Origin of the sequence: Thermosipho affectus, from assembly GCF_001990485.1 — a bacterium.
GTDB lineage: Bacteria > Thermotogota > Thermotogae > Thermotogales > Fervidobacteriaceae > Thermosipho > Thermosipho affectus.
This window is the reverse complement of the sequence record NZ_LBFC01000014.1, coordinates 1-16276: the sequence shown is the minus strand read 5'-3', so window position 1 is coordinate 16276 and position 16276 is coordinate 1. Positions and strand designations below refer to the sequence as shown.

The window sequence follows — 16276 nt, the reverse complement described above, 5'->3', positions numbered from 1 at the left end:
TATCGCCCGGGTTTATTTTTTTTTCGCAGGCTTTCGCCTGCTTTTTTTATTGTATGGGTAGTAAAAAAAATCTTCCACTTTTCAATTTATTTAATACTTTCCAATGCTTTCCAAATTATTTTTGCTTAATTCCTTGAAATAGCAGTGTGGTTATAGTAATATGAAATTTACTTTTTTCAATTTTCCATTCTTTTTGGAATGATTCCATTATTTTATACGGTAATGGAAAAATTTTGATAAAAAAGTAATAGGTGAATTTTTTTATAGGAGGAGTTTGTTGTGAAAAAGATTTCAGTGATTTTTATTTTGTTTTTTTCTGTTATGTTTTTGGGAAATTGGCAGGATAAGGTGTTGTATTTTATAATGATTGATAGGTTTAATGATGGAAACGTTTCTAACAATGATCAAGGTATGAACGAGTATAATCCGTATAATGGTGCAAAGTACAGTGGAGGTGACTTGGAAGGAATATTACAAAAGATTGATTATATAAAAGGTATGGGAATAGATGGAATTTGGATTACGCCTCCTGTAGCCAATCAATGGTGGGATCCCTGGGTACACTATGGAGGATATCATGGTTATTGGGCTCGTGATTTTACAAAAGTTGATGAACACTTTGGAAATTTAGAGATTTATAAAAAATTATCGAAAGAATTGCATAAAAATGGGATGGTGTTAATTCAGGATATTGTTGTGAATCATGTGGGAAATTATTTTAGATTTAAAAATGGAAAATTTGAAATTAATACTAAAAGTGTCCCAACAAATGCTCCAACGCAATATCCTTTTAATCTGAATAATTATGATATTCCTGATGTAAGAAAGAAGTCTATTTATCATTGGACACCTGATATAAATAATTTTGCAGATCCGAATCAAAGACTTAATTATCAACTTTCCGGACTTGATGATTTAAACACGGAGAATCTTGAAGTACGAAAAGCTTTAAAAGAATCGTATAAATATTGGATTAAACAGGTTGGAGTTGATGGATTTAGGGTTGATACTGCTATGTATGTTCCAAAAGGTTTTTGGAAAGATTTCTTTTTGAGCAAAGATGGAATTTATTCGCAGAAGGATAATTTCATATCTTTTGGGGAAGTTTGGTTAACTTCAAAACCATTTGATGACTCTGCTGAAAAAGAAATCGAGACATATTTTGAAGCAGGATTTAACGCAATGCTTGATTTTCCACTAAATGAAGAAATAAAGAGGGTTATAAAGGGAGGACAACCAACAAAATATCTTGCTTATAGAATAGAGCGTCGAAATAAAATGTTGGAAAAAGGATTGTTAGTTACATTCATTGATAATCACGATATGGAGCGATTTGCTAAAGGTACTACACCAATAGTCACAAAATTGGCACTTGCATTTTTGATGACATTACCTGGAATGCCAGTCATATACTATGGAACTGAGCAATATTTTGAAGAGACAAGAGCTTCAATGTTTGAAAAAGGTTGGGGTTCAAAAAATAAGAATCATTTTAATCCAGAAAGTGATATGTACAAATTTATTTCTCAAATTATAAGTTTTAGAAAGTCTTATACGGCGACAAGGTATGGTAAAGTTAAAGTTCTTTCGTTTGAAGAAAGTGGTGCGGGGATTTTGGCATATTTGTTAAAAGATGACAAAGAAGAGCTTGTTGTTATATTAAACACATCAAATGATACAAAGATTACGAAAATAAAAACTAGTTTAAGTGAGGGAATGGTTTTAGTTCCAGTATTTAATTTAAATGGAAAAACAACGAAGCTTATTACGAAAAAAGATGGAGAGTTTGTTGTAACCATTCCGGGAAGGAGTATAACGGTATATAAGATATCGGATGAAAAAAGAGTGATAAAAAAGAGTAATCTTTTTGTTAAGACTAATTTAAAAGATGGAATGATTATAAAAGATAAGTTTACTATAAAGGGGAAAACAAATGCAAAGTATGTTTATATTTATATAGATAGAAAGTACGATAATAAAATAAAATTAAATGTGAAAAACAACCAGTTTACTTATGTTGTAGATCCACTACGCTTTGATCCAGGAAAACATACTTTACTAATAAAAGCTCGAGGAAAATCAATAAAAAACGTAATTTATACGGAGGAAACAAATTTTCTTGTTGAACTTGAAGTGAAAGATTTGGCATTTTCTATAGATCCCAAAGGTGATGATAATGGTCCAAATGGCACTTATGTTTACCCAACTGATCCTACTTTTAAACGGCAAATGGATATTCTTGCCGTAAAGGTACAGTCAATAGGGCCAACGCTTGTAATAAGTATAAAGCCAAAAGAAATAACAAAAAGTTGGAATCCAATAAATGGATTTGATCACGTAACGTATCAAATATTTCTCGATGATCCAAGCAAAGTAGGAACTACATATTTGCCATTTCAAAATTATAAAATCAAAGATTGGGATTACGAAATATTCGTAACCGGGTGGTCTTCTGCGTTGTATTCTTCTAAAGGTGCAAATAAAAACAAATTTGGTATGCAAATAGGTTCACCAGAAGTAATTGTAGATGATGGTTGGATAAAAATAATAGTAAAAGGTGATAATCTTGGAAATCCTAAAAGTTACTCTGGATGGAAGATATACTTGACAAGTTGGGACTATGACGGTATATCATCAAGATTTAGGCCTATCGAGTCTGAACCAAAGGCATATATCTTTGGTGGAGGAAATGAAAACGCAGCGTATATAATGGATGATTTGTGGATAGAAATCCGTAAATAAAACTTAATTATTCTTTGTAATATGTTTTAGTGGGCTTCTTGTTCGTTAAGGAGCCCACTATTTTATTTTGTTTTAACTAGACTATTTGGTATAATAAAACAAAGAGTATTTCGTTTTGCGAACTAAATAATGGGGGAGGGGGTATGATGGAGTTTTTAACAGTTGGATTGCCTGAGGATATTTTAAAAGAAGAATATTCTGATAATTTTGGAAGGGCTTTGGTCTTGATTGAGAAAAAACTTAAATATGAACTTCCAGAATTATTGCAGTTGCGTTTACTGTACGAAAAAGAACGTATAAATAGATTGCTTATTGATTATCCATATACTATGAAAGAGGCAGTTGAGATTGCCAAAGATAAAATAGCAGGTTTTACCGATATAGAATTTGAAAAATTATTTTATGAAGGAATGTTGGATTATATATACATCAACGGTGAATATCATTTTGAAAGCAGATTTGTTGAAAATTTAGGTTTTTCCTACAAGCATTATAAAGATAGGATAGTTCAAGAAGATAGTGTTAAAAAATCTAAAAAATTACTAGATGAGCGATTAACAGCATTAATCAATGGTGATATGCCAAAAACATACAAAGTACATGCTCGAATTACTTTATATCCTGATTATAGTAAAATTTTAGGAGAGACTATAAAAGTGTGGCTTCCTGTTCCCAAGAAGGAGTTCCAAATAAAAAATGTAAAAATAATAGATGTAAGTCATGAAAATTTCGTATTATCTCCTAAAGAGATTTTTCAAAATACTATATATTTTGAAGATGATGTTGCCAATAAAAATGATTTTTACGTCGAATTTGAATATGAAGTATGTGAATGGGTCAACAGAGTTGAGTTAGATGAGGTAGAGGAATATTTTCCAAAAAAATTAAAGCAATATACCCTTGAGAAACCACCACATATTTTGTTCACTCCTTATTTAAAATCACTTGCTTATCAAATAGTTGGTAAAGAATCAAATCCTTATTTAAAAGCAAAATTGATATATGATTGGATAACTACACATGTGAGTTATTCGTATGTTAAACCTTATGGAACATACGAAACAATTCCTCAGTTTGTTGCAACAAATTTGAAGGGAGATTGTGGGTTTCAAGCTTTATTGTTTATAACTATGTGTCGAATAGTGGGGATACCTACAAGATGGCAATCAGGTTGGTATATAAATAAGTATTTTGCGTCTCCACATGATTGGGCTTTGTTTTATGTACAACCATATGGTTGGTTACCAGCTGATCTTTCATTTGGCGGAGCTAGAAGAGAAGAAGACAAAAAACGGGAATTTTATTTTGGTAATCTTGACGGATTTAGAATGGTTGCAAACACCGAATTTATGGAACAATTTTATCCAAATAAAAATTTTTGGCGTTCTGATCCATACGATAATCAGGTTGGAGAAGTGGAAACTGAGATTGAAAATGTATATTATGATAAATTTAAATATTCAATAGAAGTACTTAATTTTGTGGAGGTGGAATAATGAGTAAGATTGTTGATGTAAAGTTTGAATTGAAAACTTATAAATATTACAAACCATTTCACATTACCGGCAGTGTTTCTGATAGTTCAACTAACATAGAAGTTGTGGTTATAACAGATATAGGTATTAAAGGATATGGAGAAATATCTCCATCTTTTAGAGTAAATGGAGAAAAGGTGGAAGGTTTGTATAAACTTGAAGCGGCAATAAAAGAAAGTATTGTCAACATGGATGTAAAAGAATATAGAAGAATTTTTGATGTTCTTGATAAATTCTTTGCAACTCCGAGTGTAAAGGCAGGGGTGCAATATGCCGTTCTTGACGCATTTTCTGAAGAAATAAATACTCCTGTATATTATTTATTGGGTGGTATGAAACGTGAAATCGAAACGGATAAAACTGTAGGTATAGATACTATTGAAAATATGGTGAAAGAGGCCAAAGAAATTTTTAGTGAAGGTTTTAAAAATATAAAGATTAAAGTAGGTGAAGATTTACGTAAGGATATAGAAACAGTTGAAGAAATTGCCCGTAATACCAAGGAGGCTAAATACATTGTGGATGCCAATATGGGATATACTCCAAAACAAGCTGTTGAGTTTGTAAGAGTTCTTTATAAAAAAGGTGTAGATATTTCCGTTTTTGAGCAACCTGTTGTGGCAAGTGATATAGATGGATTAAAGTATGTGAGGTTTAATTCTCCATATCCAGTTGCAGCTGATGAGAGTGCCAAAAGTAAGTACGATGTTTACAGACTAATAAGGGAAGAAGCAGTTGATTTTGTAAATATAAAGCTAATGAAATCTGGATTATCAGATGCTTTGGCAATAGTTGAAATGGTTAAAACAGCAAATCTCAAGCTTATGATAGGTTGCATGGGCGAATCAAGTCTTGGGATAAACCAAAGTGTAAATTTCGCACTTGGTACAGGTGCATTTGTTTTTCACGATCTTGATTCTCATTTGATGCTTAAAGAAAATAAATTTCGAGGAAAATTTAAACAAAATGGTTCTAAAATCACTATATTGTAACTAAAGTTACAGACTGGAGTATATAATAAAAAAAGAGGTAGATAATATGAACAACAAGTATTCTTATAGAAATAACAAACCTGTATTGGATAAAGAAGGAATTATTGGGACGAGATTTTTTGAAAATAAAAAGATCCAGATAGTCCATATAAGTCTTGCCCCTTTTTCTGAATTAAAAGCGCATAAATCAGATGTAGATGCGTTGCTTTATGTTTTGTCTGGAACAGTTGAAGTAGAAATAGGAAATGAGGTTTTAAAGTTAGAAAAAGATGAGTTGGTTGAATTTCCAAAAGATGTGCTGCATAGTGTAAAAAACATAGGAGAAAAAGAAGCAAAAGTTTTAGTTATGAAAATTCTTGGATAAAAAATATTAATGTGCAAAAAAATTATTGTTTAGAAAAATTCAAGTTTCCTTCTAATCTATAAAGTTTTATCTTAATATATAATTGTGTGGGAGGGGGATTTTATTTTAGTCTCTGCCAAGGAGATTAATGTTAACTTTTCAAACTCTCCACATGTTTTTTACATTTATTAATATTTACGTAATTTTCTTGCCGTTTCAAACTTCCGGGATCACTACTTTATCGTATCTTGTGTATTAAGTTCTAAATGATACGTAAAGGTTTCTTCTTTCCACACTTACTTTACCTACTTTCTTTAGATGATACCAGTAAAAGCATGATTTAAAATAAAATTATGTCTAAAAAACTAAGGAGAAAGATATTTATCTTGACAAGAATTATCAAGGTAAAATAATTGAGGGTTATGACTCAGTGTTTCAAGAAAGTTGAAAGTTTTAAAGCTGTAAAATCAAGTCAAATGTTAGGTGACATTATTCGAAACACGGCGGATACTCTTTCACTTATAGTATCTGGGTATTTTGTTTTAATTGGAAAGTTGAGTTTTGGTGGATTTGTAGCGATAATAAACACATTTTGGAGGGCGGTTTCATCCCTTTTTGGAATTGTTCAAGCTATTCCAGAATTTCACAGATGCTCACAAATACTTGAAAGAATAAAAAATTTATTAAATACTGAGAAGAAAGAATATTTTGAGTGGGATAATAGAGTAATTTTAAAAAACGTGAAACTTTCTTATGATGAAAATAAAGTAATAGAAATAGATAATTTGGAAATAACCCCTAAGAGTAAGGTATTAATATTTAGAGAAAATGGGGCGGAAAAGACAATTCTTTTAAATATAATCTCTGGATATTTGTCACTAGATAATTGGACATCCGAAAAATCCTATAAAATAACTATTCTTTCACGTGATTGGCATTCCTCTTCAATTTTTCAAATATATTCTAAGGTAACTCTAAGATAAATATAAGGATTTGTTAAGGAAAAGTATGTAGTATAGAAATTGTAGAAAACACATTAGGAGGTGGGATTATGTTTAAAAAGATTAGTGTAATTTTGTTAACTGTTTTAGTATTGGCGGCAAGTGCATTTGCGGTAAGACCATGGAATAACTATGTACAGACAGCCCCAAGGAATCAGGTAGAACCGCTTTATAGGAATTTACCAGAAGGTGCAACGGTTTCTGAAATAAGTATATCAGGCATAGTAAAGGAAATTGAGTTAATACCGGGTGAAGGGATAAAAGTAGTTGTAGAAGCAGAAGGAAAAGAATATGAAGTACATACAGGACCAATTAGATTATACGAAGGATTAAAAGAGGGAATAAATATAGAAATTATTGGCAGAAAGGTAGAATTAGGAGATAATACATATATAGTAGTATACAAAGCAGTAATAGAAGGAAAAGAAATAGTTATAAGAGAAAATGGCTTTCCAGTATTCACAAGAAAAGGAGGGGAAGTTAGCAGAGGAAATGCTTATTCAAAAATGGGAAGAAAAAATGTAAGAGGAAGAAATATAAACAATTCAAGAAATAATGTAAGAACACATGTGCACGGTCGTAGAAAATGATAAATATTTAGTTGTGTAAAATACAAACAAGGCTCCAATATATCATTGGAGCCTTGTATTATTTTGAAAATTTAATTAAAGTGTGTAGTGTTTTAAATTTTGTGTAAACACCAAGATATATTAAAAATCGCACATGGTTTTTCATCTAATTAAACTAATAGAAATAGTATAAGGGCTTGTTTAAAAATTTTTTCTTGTCATCCTGAGCATGTAGTGCGAAGGATCTTAGATTCTTCGCTCCTTGTTTCTCAGAATGACAAAAAATGAGAAAAGTTTATACCTTTTCCTTTCTATTTTTGAAGCAGACTCATAATATCATTAGTTTTCTTATTTTAAATTAGTGTGTTAATTACTTGTTTATTGAATAATTTTCAGCTTCATGGGTAATTTTGTCTACCGATGCTTTAACCTTTTCTATAGTTGCTGATACTTCTTCTATAGAAGCACTAACTGTATTTAAAAGTTTTTTTATTGTTAAATTCAAATGTTAGTTTGTCAGAAATGTTCTGTGTTATATCTTTTATTAATTCTACTCCTTTATGTATACGTATTTTTTGTTCATTTTTAACCATCTAAATAGAATTAAAAATTCAAATATCAAAAAATTTTAACAAAGAAGTGTTAAAAGATTAGGTATAGTTTTTTAATCTTGATCAAATATCCAAATTTATAGATAAATAGTTGTTAAGATGGCTAAGAATAAATTTTTGTGAGTTTTCTTATGTTTTCTCATTTGACTTTGATAAGCATTTTTTGATAAAAATATGTTGAAAACGTTTTCGAAAACGTTTTCTAAAGGAGGTAAAGGATGAAAAAAACAGGAATATTTAATTCTGAAATAGCTAGGATAATAGCGAGTTTAGGACACAAAGATATGATTGCAATTGTTGATATGGGATTTCCTATTCCTCGCAATGTCGAAAAGATAGACTTAGTTCTTGATTATGGAAAACCTACGTTTGAAGAAGTTTTAGATGTTGTATTAAAGGAATTAGAAGTAGAAAAAATAATAATTGCCGAAGAATCTTCTAAATCTCTCGAGGAGGTTTGTAGACAAAAACTCTCTTTTGCACATATTGAAAAGGTTACACATGATGAATTGAAAAATATAAGTAGTAAAGTGGTAGCGGTTATAAGAACGGGCGATGTAACTCCTTATAACAACGCGATATTGGTTTCTGGGGTGATATTTTAAATGAAAAAAATATTAGAATTAAAAAATGTTATTAAGACATTTCCTGGAGTTGTTGCGTTAAATAATGTAAATTTTGATCTTTATCAAGGAGAAGTTCACGCTTTATTGGGCGAAAACGGCGCCGGGAAAAGCACGCTAATTAAGATAATCAGTGGAGTTTATAAGCCTGATTCGGGTGATATTTTTCTTGATGGAGAGAAAATAAATTTTTCCAGCCCTACTGAAGCTATCAAAAAGGGAATAGCTACTATCCACCAAGAATTGAATTTGTTTGAAGAATTGAGTGTAGCAGAAAATGTATTTGTTGGTAGGGTTGATAAATTTGTTTTTTCTAGATCTAAAATGGTTAAGGTTGTAGATGAATTATTGAAAAAGCTAAAGTTTCCTATTAGAGCAAATGAAAAGGTGAAAAATTTGAATACTTCTGAAAAACAACTAGTTTCTATAGCTAAAGCGTTATCATTAAATGCGAAAATAATAATAATGGATGAACCTACTGCAACGATTACGGACCATGAAACAAAAAGACTTTTTGAGATAATAAAAGATTTAAAAAGAAAAAACATATCGATTATTTTTATTTCACATAGGCTTGAAGAGGTTTTTGAAATAGCTGATAGAGTAACTGTTTTGAGAGATGGAAACTATATAAATTCAATAAGTATAAAAGAAGTGTCAAGAGAAGATTTGATTAAAATGATGGTAGGTAGGAATATAGAGGAAATGTATCCCAAATTTAATGTAATAACAGATAAGGAGTTATTTAGAATAGAAAAATTACAAGTCAAAGATTATGTAGAAAATGTTACTTTTAATGTAAATAAAGGAGAAATATTTGGGATTGCTGGTTTGGTTGGTTCAGGAAAACTTGAGATTGCTTTAGGAATATATGGATATTTACGCTCTAACTGGGATAAGTTGGTATTAGATGGGCGCACGTATTTACCAGGAAAAGATATGCTTAAACATGGTATAGCACTTGTTCCAGAAGATAGGAAAAAAATGGGATTAGTTTTGGATATGGATGTGGTGAAGAATATAGTCTTACCAAATGTTGATGAGATATCTAAATTTGGAAAAATATCGTGGAAAAGGGCAAGGGATATGGTAGCTAGCGAAGTGAAGAAATATTCAATAAAAATTTCTTCTATTAAACAAAAGGTAAAAACACTATCAGGAGGAAATCAACAAAAGGTTGTTCTTTCAAAAGTTTTAAGAAAAAAGCCAAAGATTGTTTTTTTAGTTGAACCAACGAGGGGAATTGATGTTGGAGCAAAAGTAGAGGTTTATAATATTATAAACAAATTGGCTAATGATGGGGTAGGTGTAGTTTTTATTTCCTCTGAACTTCCTGAAATAGTAAGTTTATGTGATAGAGTATTGGTAATGCACAGAGGACGTTCAATGGGAATTTTGGAAAAGGGTGAAATTACTCAGGAAAGCATATTAAAATTGGCAACAGGAGTTGATATTAAATGAGGCAAAAAGTTTTTTTGAAAAAACTTAAAGAGTATCCGGCAATCGTAGGTTTTTTTGGAATAGTGATATTATTCTCGTTATTAAGTGACAGATTTTTGACGGTTTCTAATTTTATTAATGTATTTAGACAAGTTTCTATCCAAGCAATTATTGCGTTTGGTATGACTTTAGTAATCATATCAGGTGGTATTGATTTGTCTGTGGGATCTGTTTTGGCATTTTCTGCCGTTGTAATGGCTTCGGTAGTGAAAAATGGTTCGGTATTTTTGGGAATTTTGGTTGCGTTATTTGTTGGAGCTTTGCTGGGAGCTATAAATGGGTTCATTATTGCCAAAGGGAAGATTCAACCATTTATTGTTACATTGGCTACCATGGCTATTGCAAGATCATTAACGCTAGTTTATTCTCAGGGAATGCCTATAACAGGTTTTCCGCGGGCTTTTAGAATAATAGGGAGGGGAGATGTTTTAGAAATTCCTGTTCCAATAATTATAATGTTTGCAGTGTTTGGGATTATTTATTATATATCAAAATATACAAAATTGGGACTTTACACTTATGCGATTGGTGGAAATGAAACCGCTGCAAAATTAAGTGGTGTAAAGGTGGATAAGTATAAAATTATCATATATACGATTAGTGGAGTTTTGGCGGCGGTAAGTGCCATTATTTTGACTTCAAGATTAAACAGTGCGCAGCCAACGTTTGGAACGGGATATGAATTAGATGCGATAGCAGCTGTTGTACTTGGTGGGGCTAGTTTAGCTGGAGGGAAAGGAACGATTGTAGGTACATTATTTGGGGCATTAATTATGGGAATTCTTAATAATGGGTTGAATTTGCTTAACGTCTCTCCGTTTTATCAACAAGGAGTAAAAGGAGTTGTTATTCTCATTGCTGTGTTGCTTGAGAGAGAAAATTGAGGAGGTGTAAGTATGAAAAGGATATTTTTGGTAATGTTTATTTTGGTGATTTTTGTGGCAACTGTGTTTAGTTATAAGATAGGGTTATCGTTGTCAACACTTAACAATCCGTTTTTTGTAGCTCTTAGAGATGGGGCGATTGATAAGGCAAAAGAATTGGGGATAGAGCTAATAATAGTAGATGCACAGGATCGACCTTCTAAACAGCTTAATGATATTGAAGATTTAGTCCAGCAAAGGGTTGATTTAATAATTATCAATCCTACAGATAGTGATGCAATTGTTGCCGCTGTTGAGGAAGCTAATGATGCAAAAATCCCCGTAATAACTGTTGACAGGGGCTCAAATGGAGGAAAAGTAGTGGTACATATTGCTTCTGATAACGTCTTTGGTGGAGCAATGGCTGCAAAATTTATTGCAGAGAAATTAAATGGGAAAGGAAAAGTAGTGGAATTGGTTGGTATACCTGGAACATCTGCAGCAAGAGATAGAGGATTGGGATTTGAAACAGAATTGAAAAAATATCCTGGTCTTGTTCTTGTGGCAAAACAAACGGCTAATTTTAATAGAGCAGAGGGGTTAACAGTTATGGAAAATTTACTTGAAGCATATCCTGATATTGATGCCGTTTTTGCACAAAATGATGAAATGGCACTTGGAGCAATTGAAGCAATAAAAGCAGCCGGAAAACTTGATGATATAATTGTTGTAGGTTTTGATGCCATACCAGATGCAATTGAAGCTGTAAAAAAAGGTGAAATGGCTGCAACTATAGCACAACAACCGTATTTAATGGGACAATTGGCTATTCAAAAGGCTTTTGAATTTTTAGAAACACAAACTGTTTATATACCTGTTGAATTAAAACTTGTAACTGAATAATTACTCAGGGGGGGCATCCCCCCTAAGTATATATTGGAGGGGATCATGCAAAGGCCGGGTATTAAAGAAGTAGCTAAAAAAGCTGGAGTTTCAATTTCTACAGTTTCTAGAGTTTTAAATAATTCCGCACCAGTTTCAGAAGAATTGGAAAAGAGGGTAAAAAAAGCAATAGAAGAGTTGGGATATTATCCAAGCAGTATAGCTAAGGGATTAAGAAAAGGACGAACAGGTACAATAGGGTTTATTTTACCTGACATTACAAATCCATTTTTTGCAAACATTGTTAGAGGAGCTGAAGATTATTTGAGGAAAAAGGGATATAATTTAATTTTGTGTAATTCCGACCAAGATAGAAAACAGGAAACAGAACTTTTAAAAATATTAATTTCCAAACATATTGATGGGTTACTTTTTACAGGTACCGGATCTTCCAATCCGCTGTTAGTAGAAAAAATAAGAAAAGGTTTGAAAGTGGTTTTTTTGGATAGGATCTTTGAAGAGATTAATTCGTCTTATGTTATTGTTGATAATAAAATAGGAATGAATTTGCTATTAGATTATTTGATAGATGTTGGACACAGGAATTTTATTTTTATTAACGGAAATAAAGAGACCTTTAGTGCAAAAATAAGGTATGAGGTATTTGCTGAAAGGGCAAGAACTGAAAAGTTGGAATTTAAACACTATTTTACAGAATTTTCTTATGACGCAGGGTATAAAAAGGCTAAAAGGTTGAAGGGGTTACCAGATGTAATATTGTGTGGGAATGATTTAATTGCCTACGGTGTTATAGAAGCTCTTGAGGAAAAGGGATATAAAGTACCTGAAGATGTTAGTGTAACAGGTTTTGATGATATACCTTTTTCAAAACACTTTAAACCACCACTAACCACTGTCTATCAACCGATGTATGAAATGGGTAGAAAATCGGCAAAGCTATTATTGGAAATAATTGAAGAAAAAAAAGTGTCTAATAAAGGTATAGTTTTGTTACCAAAGCTTGTAATAAGAGAATCTACTAAGGAGATGAGAAGATGATAGCGGTTGTGGGTAGTTCTAATATGGATATAGTATTATCTACTGAGCGATTTACAAGACCTGGTGAAACCCAAAAAGCAAAAAAATTAGAATTTTTTCCAGGTGGAAAAGGTTCAAATCAAGCTGTTACAATTGCAAAATTGTCAGATGAAAAGGTGTATTTTTTAACTTGTATGGGAAATGATTCATATGGTGAGCTTTTAAAAAAACGATACGATGAACTAAATATCTCAGGTTATACCGTTGTAGATGAAAATAATGGCCTTGCTTTTATTGAAGTTACGCAAGAAGGCGAAAATAGAATAATTATATATCAAGGAGCAAATAAATATTTAACAAAAGATATAGTGGATGATCATATACAAAATTTAATAAAAGCTGATATAGTGCTTCTTCAAAATGAAATACCATTTGATACAACATTGTACGTTGCAAGTTTGCTAAAAAAAGAAGGGAAAATAATAATTTTTGATCCTGCACCTGTTGAAGGTGTAACTAAGGAAATATTAAAGTATGTTGATTATTTGACTCCAAACGAAGAAGAAATTAAGTTACTAAGTATCAATTTTTTTGGTGATTTTATTTCACTGGAGGATAGTTATCAGAAATTAAAAAAATTAGGATTGAAAAAACTTGTAGTTAAGTTAGGAGATAAAGGGGTTAAATATTTTGATGAAACACAAATAATTGAGCAACAATCATTTAAGGTGAAAGCTATTGATACAACTGCAGCAGGTGATGTATTTAATGGGGCTTTTGCAGTAGCCTTATGTGAAGGAAAAAACATAAAAGATGCGCTTAAATTTGCATCTTTATCAGCGGCTGTATCTGTAACAAAAAAAGGAGCACAAAGTTCTATACCAACAAGGCAGGAAGTTGAGGAGTTTTTTTAATAAAGATATCAAGCTGGTAAATATATTTATATGTAAAAAAAGCACATGACTTCGGATATTTACAGAAGTCATTTTTTTGTTTGACAACGTGTAATTATACAGAAAAATTAGCCATTTTTGAAAGAACATAGATTACTAAGGTTTTAGTTATTATAATCATTAGTTTAGCATTTTTGAAGTTTATTTGGCAGATTCAAACCAAATATCCGAATTTCTGCAAAATATATTTATATAGTATGGCGTAATGAAGGCATATTAGTGATAGACATAAGTGATCAGCTAATCCAACTTTAGTAGCAGATATGGTGTTGTTTAATGTTTCATATCTATGTAAGAAAAAAGAACGTAAATATAAAATCTTGTAGTGTTATGAAAAAGGGTAATTTTTTTATAATTATTCCAGTCTGAATTTCTTAAAGAGTAGGTATGATACTGATGAACCTATAGCAGCTGGTATAAGGGCGTTGTATCCAAAGAGCTCTAAAGGGAAAATGACAGCAGCTATTGGAAGATTTAACATAGAAGAAAGAAGAGCAGATAAACCAACTATAGAAAAAATGGAGCTATTAAAGCCAAAATTTCCTACTACAATTCCTAAGTTCATTCCAACTATTGTTAGCGGAGTAAAATATCCACAACTTCCCAAACTTTCTATAGTAAATACTGTAGCAAGTATTTTTCCTATTATAAGTTTTTCAACATTTTTACCTCCAAAAAAGACTTTTAAGCCAAGGATTGTACTTCCAAAAATTATACCTGTTAAACTAACCAATAAACCAGAAGTAAGAGTTTTTTTAACGGAATCTAAACGGTTTATATAGTTTCTAAAATAAAATTTAAGAATATATGCAAGCATACCTATGCCACCAAAAAGCATAGCAAAAATTATTGAAAAGATTATATCAATTGTTGTTACATTTTCAATATTTAATTTTGAAAACTTTTCTATGAATATCGGTGTAAATCCAAGTATTCTTACATGAAAAATACTTATCATGGAAGATAGTAAAGCAGGCATTAAATCTTCGTAGCTAACAGTATCTTTTTCAAAGTATTCTACAGATAGGAATGCTGCAGAAAGAGGAGTTCCAAGATAGTATGTTAACATGCCCGAGGCAAACGATATAGTAAATATTCTGCCAAACTTCTTTGAGAAAATTTCCGATAAACCTTTTCCAATAAATAATATCGGGGAAACTAAACCACCACTTCCTCCAAATCCTAATGTAATCATTGTTGAGATGTATTTTAAGATTAAATCTTTTAGAGTAATATGTATTTTTTTGTTTTTGTAAGAATTCACACCGGTTCCAAGAATAAGTTTAGAGTGTTTTTCCAAAAGACCAACTATCCAGAATGCTATAACTGGTGCAAAAACAATGTAATTTCCCCATAGGATATTTATTAACTCAATAACATTAACAAGCGTTTTTGCCAAAAATGGAGAAATAAATCCAGAAATTACACCGGCTATCAAAACCCATATAAGTTCTTTCATGTTGTTATTATAACATGAAACAAGATAAAGAGATGAGTATGTTTGTCATTTTGAACGCGAGAAGAAAGTCAGCCAAAAGAAGTAGGTGAGCAAAAGGGATGTCATCGGTAACGCAGTGACAAAGGATCTTAAAAGGCTAGTGTTAAATAAATTAGATAGGTTAGAAGATTGGGGAAAATAAAATCTTTGCACCTTTAGGAAGATATTTACGTGGAATATAGATATTACGACACTTTTGGTGTGGAACCACTATTAGAGTTTGGATATGGACTTTCATATAAAACTTTTGAATATTCAAATCTTAATTTAGAAAAAGATAAAGAGAAAATAAAAGTCGAATTTGATGTAAAAAATGTGGGAAAAATATCCGGGAAGGAAATAGCACAAATATACGTAAAAGCACCAAAAGGAAAGATTGATAAACCATTTCAAGAATTAAAAGGATTTCACAAAACAAAGCTACTACAACCTGGTGAATTAGAGCATGTCAACATCTTAATACCAATAAATAATTTGGCGAGTTTTTGTAATGTGGGATGGGTTGTTGAAAAAGGTGAGTATGTAATAAGAATTGGTGTATCTTACAGGGATATACGCCTTGAAGGAAGAGTTAAAATATAAGTTTTAGTATAATTTTTTACAACATGGTTCCAGTACTCAAAGTGAACCATGTTGTTTGATTTTTATTTTTTCCAGTTATGTGTTTTGAACTATTTTTGTCACCCTTTCCTTGTACAAAATAAAGCATTTGTTTGCAAATATCATTTCTTTAATTTTTAAGATTTTCATGAGACGTTGCAAGACCCCTGAGGAAGTGGTGTTGTTTACTTTGTTGTTTCTTTTAGTATTCATGTTGTTTACCGGTTGTGTATTTGGATGTTACAATTATACTGTAAAATAATAATCGCTGTGCAATAGAAAAGGTCTTGAAAAAGAAGACGGAGTAAAGGTTGCAGACTGGGATGCATAAGTCGTGGTTGTAACAACGCTGAAATAAAATTAACCTATCTGTAACTTGACTAAAAAAAACAAACGTGGTAAATTAAATACCGTGCCGCAAATAATTGGGTGTAAAAACGGGTCATTGAAATGTGGATAGCAGTCCTTTGAGAAGTAAGAAATCAGGATTAGCCCGAGATAGAGATGGAGGGTTTGATCCTGGCTC

The 16276-nt window shown here is 31.4% G+C and carries 15 protein-coding genes and 2 pseudogenes; 14 read left to right on the top strand and 3 right to left on the bottom strand.

Annotated elements, in window-relative coordinates; genetic code table 11:
- The first annotated feature begins 279 nt into the window (after positions 1 to 279).
- From XJ44_RS03465 to XJ44_RS03440, 6 genes are all read left to right on the top strand, one after another.
- Positions 280 to 2742 carry an alpha-amylase family glycosyl hydrolase gene (locus XJ44_RS03465; RefSeq protein WP_077198069.1) on the top strand — a complete coding sequence of 821 codons (2463 nt, stop codon included), beginning with the start codon at positions 280 to 282 and terminating at the stop codon, positions 2740 to 2742.
- A gap of 143 nt (positions 2743 to 2885) precedes the next feature.
- Entirely contained in the window at positions 2886 to 4238 is a 1353-nt protein-coding gene (locus tag XJ44_RS03460; protein ID WP_233119505.1) for a transglutaminase-like domain-containing protein, read from the top strand.
- Positions 4238 to 5269, top strand: a complete 1032-nt coding sequence (locus tag XJ44_RS03455) for an L-Ala-D/L-Glu epimerase (protein ID WP_077198067.1) — start codon at positions 4238 to 4240, stop codon at positions 5267 to 5269. The genes XJ44_RS03460 and XJ44_RS03455 overlap by 1 nt, the downstream gene beginning before the upstream one ends.
- A 46-nt stretch (positions 5270 to 5315) precedes the next feature.
- Complete coding sequence (locus XJ44_RS03450) at positions 5316 to 5633, top strand: cupin domain-containing protein (RefSeq protein WP_077198066.1); 318 nt, start codon at positions 5316 to 5318, stop codon at positions 5631 to 5633.
- A gap of 401 nt (positions 5634 to 6034) precedes the next feature.
- Positions 6035 to 6595 (top strand): ABC transporter ATP-binding protein, encoded by a 561-nt coding sequence (locus XJ44_RS03445; RefSeq protein WP_077198065.1) that lies wholly within the window; start codon positions 6035 to 6037, stop codon positions 6593 to 6595.
- Positions 6596 to 6663: 68 nt separating this feature from the next.
- Positions 6664 to 7203: a hypothetical protein gene (locus XJ44_RS03440; RefSeq protein WP_075665664.1), complete on the top strand. Its 540-nt coding sequence runs from the start codon at positions 6664 to 6666 to the stop codon at positions 7201 to 7203.
- Between the two features lie 349 nt (positions 7204 to 7552).
- Here XJ44_RS03440 and XJ44_RS09440 read toward each other — a convergent pair whose 3' ends face one another.
- Entirely contained in the window at positions 7553 to 7687 is a 135-nt protein-coding gene (locus XJ44_RS09440) for a hypothetical protein (RefSeq protein WP_255362952.1), read from the bottom strand.
- Positions 7688 to 8011: 324 nt separating this feature from the next.
- On the opposite strand from XJ44_RS09440, the gene rbsD reads away from it, so the two are divergent.
- From rbsD to XJ44_RS09490, 7 genes are all read left to right on the top strand, one after another.
- Positions 8012 to 8398, top strand: coding sequence for a D-ribose pyranase (gene rbsD / locus XJ44_RS03435; RefSeq protein ID WP_077198064.1), 387 nt, complete (start codon positions 8012 to 8014; stop codon positions 8396 to 8398).
- Positions 8399 to 9877 carry a sugar ABC transporter ATP-binding protein gene (locus XJ44_RS03430; protein ID WP_077198063.1) on the top strand — a complete coding sequence of 493 codons (1479 nt, stop codon included), beginning with the start codon at positions 8399 to 8401 and terminating at the stop codon, positions 9875 to 9877. It begins immediately after the preceding gene.
- Positions 9874 to 10800, top strand: coding sequence for an ABC transporter permease (locus XJ44_RS03425; RefSeq protein ID WP_075665661.1), 927 nt, complete (start codon positions 9874 to 9876; stop codon positions 10798 to 10800). Before XJ44_RS03430 ends, XJ44_RS03425 begins: the two co-directional genes overlap by 4 nt.
- Before the next feature lie 12 nt (positions 10801 to 10812).
- On the top strand, positions 10813 to 11682 hold the full coding sequence (rbsB, locus tag XJ44_RS03420; protein WP_075665660.1) for a ribose ABC transporter substrate-binding protein RbsB: 870 nt from the start codon (positions 10813 to 10815) through the stop codon (positions 11680 to 11682).
- A gap of 45 nt (positions 11683 to 11727) precedes the next feature.
- Positions 11728 to 12720: a LacI family DNA-binding transcriptional regulator gene (locus XJ44_RS03415; protein ID WP_084758744.1), complete on the top strand. Its 993-nt coding sequence runs from the start codon at positions 11728 to 11730 to the stop codon at positions 12718 to 12720.
- On the top strand, positions 12717 to 13613 hold the full coding sequence (gene rbsK, locus XJ44_RS03410; RefSeq protein ID WP_075665659.1) for a ribokinase: 897 nt from the start codon (positions 12717 to 12719) through the stop codon (positions 13611 to 13613). Before XJ44_RS03415 ends, rbsK begins: the two co-directional genes overlap by 4 nt.
- 204 nt (positions 13614 to 13817) lie before the next feature.
- Complete coding sequence (locus XJ44_RS09490) at positions 13818 to 13907, top strand: hypothetical protein (protein WP_084758745.1); 90 nt, start codon at positions 13818 to 13820, stop codon at positions 13905 to 13907.
- Positions 13908 to 14007: 100 nt separating this feature from the next.
- Here the strand turns inward: XJ44_RS09490 and XJ44_RS09435 are convergent, their stop codons facing one another.
- On the bottom strand, positions 14008 to 14772 hold the full coding sequence (locus XJ44_RS09435; protein ID WP_408645804.1) for a chloride channel protein: 765 nt from the start codon (positions 14770 to 14772) through the stop codon (positions 14008 to 14010).
- Positions 14752 to 15114, bottom strand: a pseudogene (locus XJ44_RS09430) (chloride channel protein); the annotation flags it as partial. The pseudogene XJ44_RS09430 and the gene XJ44_RS09435, both read right to left, overlap by 21 nt.
- A 195-nt stretch (positions 15115 to 15309) precedes the next feature.
- On the opposite strand from XJ44_RS09430, the pseudogene XJ44_RS03400 reads away from it, so the two are divergent.
- Positions 15310 to 15732 (top strand): annotated as a pseudogene (locus XJ44_RS03400) (fibronectin type III-like domain-contianing protein); the annotation flags it as partial.
- Positions 15733 to 16276: the final 544 nt, after the last annotated feature.